Source organism: Tardiphaga sp. (assembly GCF_025356345.1).
GTDB lineage: Bacteria > Pseudomonadota > Alphaproteobacteria > Rhizobiales > Xanthobacteraceae > Tardiphaga.
Window position 1 is genome coordinate 25,209 of sequence record NZ_JANXTC010000383.1, and the last position, 12,888, is coordinate 38,096.

At 62.7% G+C, this 12,888-nt stretch carries 13 protein-coding genes and 1 riboswitch; of the genes, 8 read left to right on the top strand and 5 right to left on the bottom strand.

What is annotated here, in order from left to right:
- Positions 1-149: 149 nt before the first annotated feature.
- Positions 150-659 carry a GcrA family cell cycle regulator gene (locus Q0S16_RS23285; RefSeq protein WP_295853797.1) on the bottom strand — a complete coding sequence of 170 codons (510 nt, stop codon included), beginning with the start codon at positions 657-659 and terminating at the stop codon, positions 150-152.
- A 443-nt stretch (positions 660-1,102) separates the two neighbouring features.
- Here Q0S16_RS23285 and Q0S16_RS23290 point away from each other — a divergent pair, with 443 nt between their 5' ends.
- The 3 genes from Q0S16_RS23290 (at position 1,103) to Q0S16_RS23300 (ending at position 4,457) form a co-directional block, all read left to right on the top strand.
- Complete coding sequence (locus tag Q0S16_RS23290) at positions 1,103-2,314, top strand: aspartate aminotransferase family protein (protein ID WP_295853799.1); 1,212 nt, start codon at positions 1,103-1,105, stop codon at positions 2,312-2,314.
- Positions 2,314-3,240: an ornithine carbamoyltransferase gene (gene argF, locus Q0S16_RS23295; protein ID WP_295853801.1), complete on the top strand. Its 927-nt coding sequence runs from the start codon at positions 2,314-2,316 to the stop codon at positions 3,238-3,240. Before Q0S16_RS23290 ends, argF begins: the two co-directional genes overlap by 1 nt.
- 215 nt (positions 3,241-3,455) lie before the next feature.
- Positions 3,456-4,457 (top strand): Hsp33 family molecular chaperone, encoded by a 1,002-nt coding sequence (locus Q0S16_RS23300; protein ID WP_295853804.1) that lies wholly within the window; start codon positions 3,456-3,458, stop codon positions 4,455-4,457.
- 13 nt (positions 4,458-4,470) lie between these two features.
- On the opposite strand, the gene apaG is transcribed toward Q0S16_RS23300, so the two are convergent.
- A complete protein-coding gene (gene apaG, locus Q0S16_RS23305; RefSeq protein WP_295853807.1) occupies positions 4,471-4,866 on the bottom strand; it encodes a Co2+/Mg2+ efflux protein ApaG in 396 nt (131 codons plus the stop codon).
- A 227-nt stretch (positions 4,867-5,093) separates the two neighbouring features.
- On the opposite strand from apaG, the gene Q0S16_RS23310 reads away from it, so the two are divergent.
- Genes Q0S16_RS23310 through Q0S16_RS23320 form a run of 3 tightly spaced genes read left to right on the top strand, consistent with a single transcriptional unit; the run spans position 5,094 to position 8,109 of the window.
- Positions 5,094-6,344 (top strand): OpgC domain-containing protein, encoded by a 1,251-nt coding sequence (locus Q0S16_RS23310; RefSeq protein WP_295853810.1) that lies wholly within the window; start codon positions 5,094-5,096, stop codon positions 6,342-6,344.
- A complete protein-coding gene (locus Q0S16_RS23315) occupies positions 6,341-7,105 on the top strand; it encodes an SGNH/GDSL hydrolase family protein (RefSeq protein WP_295853813.1) in 765 nt (254 codons plus the stop codon). Before Q0S16_RS23310 ends, Q0S16_RS23315 begins: the two co-directional genes overlap by 4 nt.
- A 47-nt stretch (positions 7,106-7,152) precedes the next feature.
- Positions 7,153-8,109 carry an SGNH/GDSL hydrolase family protein gene (locus tag Q0S16_RS23320; RefSeq protein WP_295853888.1) on the top strand — a complete coding sequence of 319 codons (957 nt, stop codon included), beginning with the start codon at positions 7,153-7,155 and terminating at the stop codon, positions 8,107-8,109.
- Between the two features lie 60 nt (positions 8,110-8,169).
- Here Q0S16_RS23320 and Q0S16_RS23325 read toward each other — a convergent pair whose 3' ends face one another.
- Positions 8,170-9,363 carry an O-succinylhomoserine sulfhydrylase gene (locus Q0S16_RS23325; RefSeq protein ID WP_295853816.1) on the bottom strand — a complete coding sequence of 398 codons (1,194 nt, stop codon included), beginning with the start codon at positions 9,361-9,363 and terminating at the stop codon, positions 8,170-8,172.
- 72 nt (positions 9,364-9,435) lie between these two features.
- Positions 9,436-9,515: riboswitch (SAM riboswitch) on the bottom strand.
- Between the two features lie 104 nt (positions 9,516-9,619).
- Here Q0S16_RS23325 and Q0S16_RS23330 point away from each other — a divergent pair.
- Complete coding sequence (locus Q0S16_RS23330; RefSeq protein ID WP_295853891.1) at positions 9,620-10,726, top strand: 2'-deoxycytidine 5'-triphosphate deaminase; 1,107 nt, start codon at positions 9,620-9,622, stop codon at positions 10,724-10,726.
- 225 nt (positions 10,727-10,951) lie between these two features.
- Here the strand turns inward: Q0S16_RS23330 and tenA are convergent, their stop codons facing one another.
- Both tenA and Q0S16_RS23340 read right to left on the bottom strand, forming a co-directional pair.
- Positions 10,952-11,614: a thiaminase II gene (gene tenA / locus Q0S16_RS23335; RefSeq protein WP_295853819.1), complete on the bottom strand. Its 663-nt coding sequence runs from the start codon at positions 11,612-11,614 to the stop codon at positions 10,952-10,954.
- A gap of 22 nt (positions 11,615-11,636) precedes the next feature.
- Positions 11,637-12,446 carry an NAD-dependent protein deacetylase gene (locus Q0S16_RS23340; RefSeq protein WP_295853822.1) on the bottom strand — a complete coding sequence of 270 codons (810 nt, stop codon included), beginning with the start codon at positions 12,444-12,446 and terminating at the stop codon, positions 11,637-11,639.
- Between the two features lie 169 nt (positions 12,447-12,615).
- Between Q0S16_RS23340 and Q0S16_RS23345 the strand changes: the two genes are divergently transcribed.
- Positions 12,616-12,858 (top strand): DUF2171 domain-containing protein, encoded by a 243-nt coding sequence (locus Q0S16_RS23345; RefSeq protein WP_295853824.1) that lies wholly within the window; start codon positions 12,616-12,618, stop codon positions 12,856-12,858.
- Positions 12,859-12,888 lie beyond the last annotated feature (30 nt).

A 12,888-nucleotide genomic window follows, 5' to 3' on the forward strand; every position in this document is an offset into this window, starting at 1 on the left:
GAAGCAATCCAGTTCTTGCCGAGCTTGGGCCCTCTGGATTGCCGCGTCGCTTCGCTCCTCGCAATGACGACGGAAAATGCAGAGGTCAGCTCTCAAACAACAATGCCCGGCTCATCGCCGGGCATTGTGTCTTACTTGATTGTTGCGGTTTATCGCAGCGGCTTCGGCGCCTGACGGCGACGGTCGGAGGCCGGCTGATAGGCGATGCGCGAGTGGTGCGCGCAATAGGGTAGGCTCTGCAGCGCCTTGCCGCCGCAGAAATAGAATTCCGAGCTCGACGGATCGCCGATCGGCCAATGGCAGGTGGCTTCGTTGAGTTCCACCAGCGTCAGGCGTTGGCTCATCGGCACCACATTGTCATAGGTGATGGGGTCTGGCTCCATCTCGACTTCGTAGTTGTGGGCCAGAGCGGTGTTGCCACGCGCCACCGGGCGTGACATCCGCACCATCTGTTGCGCGGGACGCGTCTTGCGCGGCCGCGGCGCTGCCGAGGATGGGCTCTTGGCGCGGCCGGAAAGACCCAGCCGATGCACCTTGCCGATCACGGCATTGCGCGTCACATTGCCCAGCTCAGCGGCGATCTGGCTGGCCGACAGGCCGCCTTCCCACAGTTTCTTCAATTGCTCGACGCGATCGTCGGTCCATGTCATTACCGTCATCGCCATTTTCCCTTCGTTCGCGCCGGCTCGGAGGCAGCGCTGCGACCTGGGGTCGACAAAAACATCCGTAGTCAGAATCCCTTAGCGCTCGCCGGGCGCGATAATTGCGACCGGGCGTTTACGCCACGCACAAGACTAAAGGATCAAACTGCCGCACGAGATGTCGTACCCGACAGCCGAAAAGCTACAATATGCCGTGACTCGTCCGCAAGAGTCGGTCAGGCCGCGTCCACATGCTTCTGCAAATAAACCAGCAAAATCGGCTTTTTCTGCGACTCGCTGTGACTCGGAAGACGCATGTTAGGTTGACAGTCATCACCGCACACATAGAATAATGACCACGTGCCGCCTGGAAAGGCGGCACGTTTCGTTTTTGGGGTCTGCTGTCCGCCGGCGCGCGAGCACTATTGGACAGGCCCCCGAACTTTTCGATCGGACTGGTTATGACCAAGAGTGCAAGCCCTTCTCATCTGCTTCCCGTATTTGCCCGGGCGGATCTCGCCTTCGAGCGTGGCGAAGGCGCATGGCTGATTGGAACCAATGGCGAGCGCTATCTCGACTTTACCAGCGGCGTTGCCGTCAACGCGCTCGGCCATGCCCATCCGCATCTGGTCACCGCGCTGCAGGAGCAGGCCACCAAGCTGTGGCACATGTCGAACCTGTTCAAGAGCCCGGACGGCGAGCGGCTGGCCGCGCGACTATGCGAGCAGAGCTTTGCCGACTATGTGTTCTTCGCCAATTCCGGCGCCGAGGCGATGGAATGCGCGCTGAAGGTGACCCGGCATTATCACTTCTCCAAGGGCCATCCCGAGCGCAGCCGGATCATCACCTTCGAGGGCGCGTTTCATGGCCGCACGCTTGGCACGCTGGCCGCGACCGGTTCGGCCAAATATCTCGAAGGCTACGGCGCGCCGCTTGACGGCTTCGACCAGGTGCCGCTCGGCGACATCGAGGCGGTGAAGCAGGCGATCGGCCCGCTGACAGCCGGCATCCTGATCGAGCCGCTGCAGGGCGAGGGCGGCGTCCGCGCCCCGGCCAATGCCTTCTTCGGTGCGTTACGCGACCTCTGCGACGAGCACGGCATCCTGCTGGTGTTCGACGAGGTGCAGACCGGCATGGGGCGCACCGGCGAGTTGTTCGCCTATCAGCGCATTGGCGTGACGCCCGACGTGATGTCGTTGGCCAAGGCGCTCGGCGGCGGTTTCCCGATCGGCGCCTGTCTGGTCAGCGCGGAAGCCGCCGCCGGCATGGCGCCGGGCTCGCACGGCTCGACCTTCGGCGGCAACCCGCTGGCGATCGCGGCAGCCAGCGCGGTGCTCGACGTGATGCTGAAGCCCGGCTTCTTCGATCACGTCAAGAAAATGTCGCTGCTGCTGAAGCAGAAGCTGGCCTCCGCCGTGGATCGTTTCCCTGGCGTCGTCAGTGAAGTGCGTGGCGAAGGCCTGCTGATCGGCCTCAAGGCGGTCGTGCCGTCGGGCGATCTGGTGGCCGCCTTGCGCGATGCCAAGCTGCTGACCGTCGGTGCCGGCGACAATGTGGTGCGCTTCCTGCCGCCTTTGATCGTCACCGCGGCCGAGATCGATGAGGCTGTGCAGCGGCTGGAACAGGCCTGCATCGCGCTGTCTGCCGCCGATCGCACGCAGGGAGCGGCGTGATGAGTACGTCGTTGCGCCACTTCCTCGACCTTAGCGCGCTTCCGACCGCCGAGCTTCGCAACATGCTCGACGCTGGCCTCGCGATGAAGGCGAAGCTGAAGGGCAATGCCAAGCTCGACCGGCCGCTGGAAAACAAGACGCTGGCGATGATTTTCGAAAAGCCTTCGACGCGCACCCGGGTATCGTTCGAGGTCGGCATGCGCCAGCTCGGTGGCGAAGTGGTGATGCTGACCGGCGCCGAAATGCAGCTTGGTCGCGGCGAGACGATCGCCGATACCGCGCGCGTGCTGTCGCGCTTTGTCGACATCATCATGATCCGGATCCTGAACCACGACTCGCTGATGGAGCTGGCGAACAACGCCACGGTGCCGGTCATCAACGGCCTGACGCGGTTCTCGCATCCGTGTCAGGTGATGGCCGATCTGATGACGTTCGAGGAACATCGCGGCCCGATCAAGGGCCGCACCATTGCCTGGACCGGCGACGACAACAACGTGCTGATGTCGTGGGCCCACGCCGCCGAGCGCTTCCAGTTCAAGCTCAACATCGCCACGCCGCCGGAACTGGCGCCGAAGAAGCCGTTCAAGGACTGGGTCAAGGCCACCAATGCGCCGATCACCTTCAGCAACGATCCGGACGCTATGGTGAAAGGTGCCGACTGCGTCGTCACCGATACCTGGGTGTCAATGGGCGACAAGGACGGCGAGACTCGTCACAATCTGCTGAAGCCCTACCAGGTCAATGCGCGGCTGATGGCACTGGCCAAGCCGGACGCAATCTTCATGCACTGCCTGCCGGCGCATCGCGGCGAGGAGGTGACCGACGAGGTGATAGACGGTCCGCAATCGGTGGTGTTCGATGAAGCCGAAAATCGCCTGCATGCGCAAAAGGGCATTCTGGCCTGGTGCCTTCACGCGGTGGCGTAAGGCTCTGTCATCGCGGCAAGCGAGCGAAAGCCCGGAGCCATGCACGCTATCGCCTTGTTGATAAAAGACGGGCGCCGCCTGCGGGTTCGGCACTGGCTCGGAGGGTATGGGTCCCGGGTCGGCGTTAGATGGTGCTCGCTGGCCCGGGACGACAGACCCACTTTTCCCCGCATCCGGGGTTTCCATTGTCCGCCAGCGCCCCCAGATAGAGTCGCATGATCACGCATTCTCCCGATCCGACCTTCCCGCCCGACCTCCCCATTCGTGCCCCGTCGGCGATTCCGATCGACGACGCGGTGGAGCCGTTCGAAGTCGCGGCGCTCGACCTGCGCGGCCGGCTGACCCGGCTTGGGCCTGCGCTCGACGAATTGCTCAACAAACACGACTATCCCGCACCAGTCGCAAAACTGCTCGGCGAGGCGATCGTGCTGACGACCTTGCTCGGTTCGGCGCTGAAATTCGACGGCCGATTCATCCTGCAAACCCAGACCGATGGTCCCGTGTCGCTGATGATCGTCGATTTTCAGGCGCCCGACCGGATGCGGGCCTATGCCCGCTTTGACGAAAAGCGGCTGGCGCCCGGCCTCGATTCCGCGGCGCTACTCGGCAAGGGGCATCTGGCCATGACCGTCGATCAGGGCCCGGACATGAGTCGCTACCAAGGGCTGGTGGCGCTGGACGGTGGTACGCTCGAAGATGCCGCCCATGAATATTTCCTGCGCTCCGAGCAGATCCCGACCCGGGTCCGGCTGGCGGTCGGTGAGGAGTGGCGCGGCGGCGAAGGCGGCCCGAAGCGCCGCTGGCGCGCCGGCGGCATGCTGCTTCAGTTCCTGCCGAAGGCACCGGACCGCGCCCAGCGCGATCTGTCGCCCGGCGATGCGCCGGATGGCATCGAGATCGACGAAGCGCCGGAGGATGATGCGTGGGTCGAAGGCCAGTCGCTGATGGCCACCGTCCAGGATGTCGAACTGATCGACCCTGATCTGTCCGGGGAACGGCTGCTATATCGGCTGTTTCATGAGCGCGGCGTGCGCGTCTTCGCGCCGTTGCCGCTGCGGGCGCAATGCTCGTGCTCCCGCGATGCGGTATCCGGCATGCTGAACAGTTTCGAACCGCAAGACCGCGCCGATATGGTCAAGGACGGCAAGGTGGTGGTGACCTGCGAGTTCTGCAGTTCGGTCTACGAGTTTACCCCGGCCGAGGCCGGGGTAGTTTAGTCAAGGCCGTCGCCTAATTCAGCGTCCGCTGGTTTTCGGGGCCGTCCAGCGAAAAGGCCGGGACGTCGATCTCGAACGGTTCGCCGGTCTCGGTGGTCACCATCTGGTAGGTGCCTGCCATAAAGCCGGAGGCCGTCGGCAGCGGCACCTTGCTGGTATATTCGAAGCGCTCCCCGGGAGCGAGCACCGGCTGCTCGCCGACCACGCCCTCACCGCGCACTTCCTGCATCCGGCCCGACGCGTCGGTAATGATCCAGTGCCGGGTCTTTAGCTGCACGGTCTCGGCGCCGGAATTGGTGATCACCACCGTGTAGGACCAGAAAAACTGGCGTTTCTCGAGCGACGAACGTTCCGGCAGGAAGCTCGGCTCGACGGTGACTTCGATCTGACGGGTTACGGCGCGATACATGGCAGTTTAATCGTCCAAAATGCGCTAGGATCAAAGCGAAAAGCGAAGGCGGCTTCAAATCGGGCGGTTTTTCGTGGTGGTATCGCCGTTTCAACATAGTTCGGGCATAACTTCGGTAACTGCGTCTTATCCGCGAACAGCCCTTTTGCAAATAGATTGCAGCTTTGGGTTGATTTTTTTATTGGTTACACGCGACTTTGCGAGTCGACCTGTTTTGAGCGGTGAAAATGACCTCCGTTGCCGACCCGATTGCCGGTGCATTGCCCGCGGAGGCGGCACAAACCGTGCCGGTCGCCCGCCCGCGCGCCGATGCCGTGACCTTCCCGGTAGCCTCGGCGGAGCGCGAGCTGCGGCTTGATCTGTTTCGTGGCCTGGCGCTGTGGCTGATTTTCATCGATCATCTGCCTCCCAATATCCTGACCTGGTTCACGATCCGTAACTATGGTTTCAGCGACGCCACGGAGATCTTCATTTTCATCTCCGGCTATACCGCTGCCTTCGTCTATGGCCGCGCCATGCTGGAGCAGGGCACGCTGGTGGCCAGCGCGCGGATACTGAAGCGGGTCTGGCAGATCTATGTCGCTCACATCTTCCTGTTCACGATATTCCTGGCAGAGATTTCCTACGTGGCGACGAGCTTCGAGAACCCACTCTATTCCGAGGAAATGGGCATTCTCGACTTCCTGAAGCAGCCCGATGTGACCATTGTTCAGGCGCTGTTGCTGAGATTTCGCCCGGTAAATATGGACGTGTTGCCGCTATATATCGTGTTGATGCTGTTCCTGTCGCCGATCCTCTGGTTATTGCAGCGCCGCGCGGACTTCACGCTGGCGCTGTCGGTGCTACTGTACGCGCTGACCTGGCAGTTCGACCTTTATCTCACGGCCTATCCGAATGGCGCCTGGGCGTTCAACCCGTTCGCCTGGCAGCTGCTGTTCGTGTTCGGGGCCTGGTGCGCGCTGGGCGGTGCGCGGCGGATGTCGCGGGTGCTGGCGTCGCCGGTGACGCTGTGGCTTTCGGTGGCCTATCTGCTGGCGGCTTTCTGGGTGACGCTGACCTGGTACATTCCGCAGATCCACCATCTGCTGCCGAAGGTGATCGAGCAGTGGATGTACCCCATCAACAAGCCCGACCTCGACGTGTTGCGCTTCGCGCATTTCCTGGCGCTGGCGGCGATTACCGTGCGTTTCCTGCGCAAGGACTGGGCCGGGCTGAAGTCGCCGTGGCTGCGGCCGATGATTCGATGCGGCCAGCATTCGCTGGAGATTTTCTGCATCGGCGTGTTCCTGGCCTTCGCCGGACACTTCGTGTTGGCCGAGGTGTCCGGCGGTCCCTGGATGCACCTGCTTGTCAGCATCGCCGGCATCGTGATCATGTCGTCTGCCGCATGGCTATTTTCGTGGTACAAGCGGGTAGCGGTCAAAGGCGGAACGCGCGCAAAAAGCGCCGACGCGGATCTCGCGGGAGGGGGAGCATGAGAGCGATAGCGATATTGCGCCTCACGATGCTGGTCGGCTTGCTGGCCACCCCGGCCTATGCCGAAATCCCGGTGCCACAAGGCTGTGAGGTTCCCGCCTACCTTCTGACCTCGGAAAGTGCCCTGCCGAAGGTCGCCGAAGCGGTCAAGCCGAGTGGCAAGCTCAATGTTCTGGTGATTGGCAGCCGATCCTCCGTGATTGGCGTATCCGACCAGTCGGCGGCCTATCCGGCGCGGCTGCAGACCTATTTGCGCGACAAATTTCCCAAGGTCGACGTCAATGTGTCGCTGGAGCTGCAGGTCAAGAAGACCGCCGAGGAAATGGTCCCGGTCCTCGGCAAGCTCGTCGAGGAACGCAAGCCGTCGCTGGTCATCTGGCAGGTTGGAACCGTCGATGCGATGCGGCAGATTGATGCCGACGATTTCCGCAACGCCCTCGATGAAGGCGTGTCCGCCATGAAGGCGGCGGGAACCGACGTGATTTTAATGAATCTCCAGTATAGTCCACGCACCGAGACGATGATTTCAGGCTTGGCCTACCTAGATAACATGCGTGTGGTGGCGCAGCAGCACGATGTTCCGCTGTTTGACCGCTTCGCGATCATGAGGCAATGGAATGAAAATGGCGATTTCGACCTGTTCAGCCCGTCGCCGGGCCTCGAACTTGCCAAGCGGGTGCATGATTGCCTCGGTCGGGCATTATCTACCTTCGTGGTCGATGCGGCCCACGCCAGTCCAGCGGAATTGAGGATTCAGCGTTAATGAGTTTCCACGGCCATTTATTGTCTCGCATTGCTAGTGTCGCCTTGCTGACTTCCACCGCGTTGGTGCTTCCCGGGCAATTGTCTCAGGCCCGTGCCGACTCGGCGCAGGCCGTGATCGTCAACGTCGCCAGGCCCGCCGACAACGCCACGACCCTCGCGCAGGCCCCGGCTGGTACGGCGATCGCCGCGACCGAAGCCGGCCCGCAGAAGAAAGGCATCGCCGCCACGGCGATCGACAAGGTCAAGGAAGTCGCCAAAACCGCCAGCGATATTTTCAGCCGGGTGCCATGCCGGTCGCCAAAGGGCGGCGCCAAGGCGATGGGCTCGCTGCCGCACGTCGCCACCAAGCTCGCCGCCGGCGAGCCGGTGCTGATCGTGGCTTTCGGCTCATCCTCCACCGCCGGTTTCGGCTCGACCGCGCCGGAATTCACCTATCCCAATCGTCTCGCGGCGCAGCTCCACCGTGCCTATCCCACCGCCGACATCACCGTCGCCAATCGCGGTCAGGGTGGCGAGGACGCGCCGGAAATGATGGCGCGACTGCAGGCCTCGGTGATCGACATGAAGCCTGATCTGGTGATCTGGCAGGTAGGGACCAATGCGGTGCTGCGCAATCTCGACCCCGCCGATACCGCGAAGATGGTAGAAGAGGGCATCACCCAAATCCAGGCGGCCGGCGCCGATCTGGTGCTGGTCGATCCGCAATATTCGCCGGCGGTGAACGCGAAACCGGAGAGCGCCAGCAAGATCATTGCGCTGCTCAACAAGGTTGCCGAACTGCGCAAGGTCGGCGTGTTCCCGCGCTTCGAAGTGATGCGCGAATGGCACGAGGGCCAGGCGATGGCGTTTGACAGCTTTGTCATCGCCGACGGCCTGCACATGAACGACTGGGGCTATGCCTGCTTTGCCCAGCTGCTGGGCGACAACATCATCAAGTCGGTCGGCCAGGTCAAACTCGGCATCAACGTGCCGTCGAACGTCCAGGCGCTCAGGCCGATGTAAGGCCGTCCCGGACAAGGTCGCGATGCGAACGCCGACCCGGGACGGTGTGTATCGTTGCGGCTACGCCTTCTTCAGCGCCGCTTCCATGTCCTCGAGCAGATCATCCTTGTGCTCGAGCCCGGTGGAAAACCGCACGAAACCTTCACTGATACCCAGCTCGGCGCGGGCCTCGATCGGTAGCCGCTGATGCGTGGTGGTCGCGGGATGCGTGATCAGGCTCTTGGAGTCGCCGAGGTTGTTGGAGATCCGCGTCAGCTTCAGCTCGTTGAGGAAACGGAACGCGGCGGGCTTGCCACCGTCGATCTCGAAGCCAATCAGCGTCGAGCCGGCGCGCATCTGCTTCTTCACCAGCGCCGCCTGCGGATGGTCGGCCCGGCCGGGATAGATCAGCCGGGTGACTTTCGGATGTGTGGCGAGAACGTCGGCGATCACCGCCGCGGTCTCGGTCTGCTGCTTGACGCGGATTGCCAGCGTCTCGAGGCCCTTCACCAGCACCCAGGCATTGAACGGCGAGATCGCCGGCCCGGTCTGGCGCAGGAAATTGTGGATGTGTTCGGCGATGAAATCCTTGGAGCCGAGGATGATGCCGCCGAGGCAGCGGCCCTGGCCGTCGATGTGCTTGGTCGCGGAATAAACCACCACATCGGCGCCGAGCGTCAGCGGGCTCTGCCAGATCGGCGTCGCGAACACGTTGTCGACGATCAGCCGAGCGCCCCCGGCATGCGCGATCTCGGCGATCGCCGGAATGTCGAGCACGTCGAGCGTCGGGTTGGTCGGGCTTTCCAGGAAGCAGGTCTTGGTGTTCGGGCGCATCGCCTTCTGCCAGGCGTCGAGATCGAGGCCGTCGACCAGCGTGAACTCGATGCCGTAGCGCGGCAGCAGCTCTTCCACCACATAGCGGCAGGAACCGAACAGTTGCTTGGCCGCGACAACGTGGTCGCCCGTTCGCAGCGGCGCCAGGATGGCGGTGGTGACGGCGGCCATCCCGGTCGCGGTCGCGCGTCCGGCCTCGGCGCCTTCGAGATCGATCATGCGGTTTTCGAACATCGAGGTGTTCGGATTGGAGAACCGCGAATAGATGAAGCCGGGGTCTTCGCCCTTGAAGCGCGCCTCGCACAGTTCGGCGGTCTCGTAGACGAAGCCTTGCGTCAGAAACAGCGCTTCGGAGGTTTCGCCAAATTGCGAGCGCAGCATACCGGCATGCACGAGGCGGGTTTCCGGGCGGTAGGCGGTGGGCGATTTCGTCTCAGACATGTGACCTCCAGTTATGGCTGCAAAAACAGCCACAAAAAAACCGGCCTGGACGAACGTCCAACGGCCGGGATCACACATGCGTCCCCGGCCTGTTTAGCGACTTGTTTAACGTGGCTGCAAGCCGGCCGGCTCAAATCACCACGGGATAATCCTGCTGATATTCCGCTCGGCCCTTTCCGTCAAGCCGGGGCTGGGATAACCGGTGAAATTGCGTTTTCGCAAGCGTCCGTGCCGGGACGTGACAAGGATGAGTTCAGTGCCCTTTACGCTGCCTGATGATGCCGATGGTATTCTGCCCGACCGCATGATCGCGGCGATGGCCGATGCCGGCCTGATCCTGCCGGCCTATCCGTTCGTGGAAAGCCAGATACAGCCGGCCAGCCTCGATCTGCGGCTCGGCGATATTGCCTACCGCGTCCGCGCCAGTTTTTTGCCAGGTCCGAACTCGACCGTGGCCGAACGCATCGACGAGTTGAAGCTGCACGAAATAGATCTGTCCGACGGCGCGGTGCTGGAGACCAACTGCGTCTACATCGTCCCGCTGATCGAGAGCCTGGCGTTGCCGTCGAATATCTTTGCCGCCGCCAACCCGAAGAGCTCGACCGGCCGGCTCGACGTCTTCACCCGGGTGATCGCCGACGGAACCCGCCGCTTCGACGTGATCGGCGCCGGCTATCATGGCCCGCTCTACGCCGAGATCAGCCCGAAGACGTTTCCAGTGCTGCTGCGCGAGGGCTCGCGGCTGTCGCAGGTGCGGTTTCGCGTTGGCGACGCCATCCTCGACAATGAGGCGCTGGAAGAACTGCATGCGATGGAGCCACTCGTCGACAGCCTTGATGCCGACCTCAACAATGGTGTTGCGCTCTCGGTCGATCTGTCCGGTGACAACGCCTCGGGCTTCGTCGGCTATCGCGCCAAGCGTCATACCGGCGTGGTCGATATTGATCGCCGCGCGGGCTATGTTGCCGGTGAGTTCTGGGAGCCGATCGCGGCGCGCCCTGACGGCACGCTGATCCTCGATCCCGGCGAGTTTTACATCCTCGCTTCCAAGGAAGCGGTGCAAGTGCCGCCGGATTATGCTGCCGAGATGGTGCCGTTCGATCCCTTGGTCGGCGAATTTCGCGTCCATTATGCCGGCTTCTTCGATCCCGGCTTCGGCCATGACGGTGCTGGCGGCAAGGGGTCTCGTGCCGTACTGGAAGTGCGGTCGCGCGAAGTGCCGTTCATCCTCGAACACGGCCAGATCGTCGGCCGGCTGGTCTACGAAAAAATGCTGTCGCGCCCCGATGCGCTGTATGGCCAGCGCATCGGCTCGAACTACCAGGGCCAGAGTTTGAAGCTGTCGAAGCATTTTCGGGTGTAGCGGTCATATCTGACCTAGGGACAAGGCGTTGCCAGCGGGGTTCGGTGATAAAGGTCGGCCACGGAGCATCGCAGACCGAACGCCGGAATAGACAGTTCGTCGGCCCCTCGAAGCGTTGACGACGTCGAGCCCTGCGCCGATTTCGCATCCAGATCCACTTCCATGTGGTCCTGCGAGACGATCAGCACAGCCAGGCGAAGCTCGTGACTAACTCACAACTCGACGCTACGCGTGGCGCCAGCCCATTTCCCAGAAGTCGGCCTCGAGCCGGGTGGCTTGCTTGAAGATCACGATCAGCTCGGCCTCGCGCGTCGGGGTTGCGTAGTGCTCGGCCAGCCGATCGAGGTGGTCGCGCGCCTTTGCAGCGATCTGCTGGTACGGCGCGCCGGCATATTCGGCGATCCAGCCGCGATAGGGGTTTGCTGCGGCATCGGCGCCGGGCCGCGCGGCGAGCCGGCTAGCAATCTCCGCATAGCCGATCACGCAGGGCGCCAGCGCGACCGTCAGCGCCAGTAGATCGCCGCGCATGCCGGTGTCGAGCACATAGCGCGTATAGGCCAGCATCTCGGGGGCCGGGACGGTTCGTTCGAGGTCGTCCGGCGATAGTTCCCAATCGGCACACAGTTTCACATGCAAATCCATCTCGACGTCGAGAATCGCGGACACGCCGGCGGCCGCCTCGCGCATGTCGGCCAGGGTCGGCGACTTGTAGATGGCAAGCGCGTAAGCGCGCGCGAACTCGATCAGGAACAAGTAGTCCTGCACGAGATAGCGACGAAAGGCCGCTTGCGGCAGAGAACCATCCGCCAGCGCCTCGGTAAACGGATGCGCAGTATAGGCCTGCCACTCGGTGGCCGCGGCCGTTTTCAGTCGTTCGAAAAAACTCATGGTCGTGTCCGTTCCCGTCGTGTCATAGCAGAAAGGCCAGCGCGGTTTCGCAGCGGTCGTCCACTTTGAAGGTCAGGACCTCATCGGCGCGGGTCCGGCCCATATTAATCGCCGCGATAGGTAGGCCGGCACGGGCCGCGGCTTGCACGAAGCGGAAACCGGAATAGACCATCAGCGAGGAGCCGACGATCAGCATGCCGTCGGCCTTGCCGAGGTGAGCGAGCGCGGTATCAACCCGCTCGCGCGGCACGGTCTCGCCGAAAAATACGACGTCCGGCTTCAGAATGCCGCCGCAGCCGGCGCAGGCCGGCAGCTTGAACGACGAGAAGTCAACGCTGTCGAGTTCGGCGTCGCCGTCGGGGGCATCGAGCGCGTCCAAAGCCAGCCAGCCGGGGTTCAGCCGGCCCAACTCATGCTGCAAATCCTCGCGTAACATCTTGCGCTCGCATCCCATGCAACGAACCGTGTCGAGCCGCCCGTGCAGATCGATCACCCCCGAGCTGCCGGCGTTCTGGTGCAGCCGATCGACGTTCTGGGTCAGGAGAACTTCGCATTTTCCCATCTGCTCCAGGCGGACCAGAGCGCGGTGGGCGTCATTGGGGCGGGCGCGGCCAAATCTCTGCCAGCCGATCAGGCTGCGCGCCCAATAGCGTTGCCTCGTGGCTTCATTGCCCATGAAGGCCTGGAATGTCACCGGCTGGGTCCGCTTCCAGTTGCCCTCGGCATCGCGGTAATCAGGGATTCCCGAATGGGTGCTGCAGCCGGCACCGGTCAGTACGAAAAGCCTCTGGTGGCGGTCGACAAAGTCCGGAATCACGCTCGAATTCGTCATTTTGAAAATGCCTGCCGGTTCCTGGCGGATGTGGCCAGGATAGTAAATGGTCGCTGTCCCGACCGATCGAGCCATCTGCCCCGACGGTCATTCCGATTAAGGATCCGGACGGATCGAACTGGAACCCGTTTCGCGCGTTACATGCGCCCAACCCAGATAGGAATTCGACATGACCGGCACCAGCGGCATCAAAGAACATATGGAAGTCATCGGCGCCGACGGCGTCCACGTCGGCACCGTCGACCACTTCGAAGGCGGTCGCATCAAGCTGACCAGGAAGGACAGCGGCGAAGGCCATCACAAGGGCCATCATCACTTTATCGACGGAAGCCTGGTCGCCGAAGTCGAAGGCGACAAGGTAAGACTTTCCGCCAATGCGGCTGTGGCCGTGACCATGGAACAGGAAAAGTAAACGGCTAACGGAGCTTGGGTCGAGCCACGC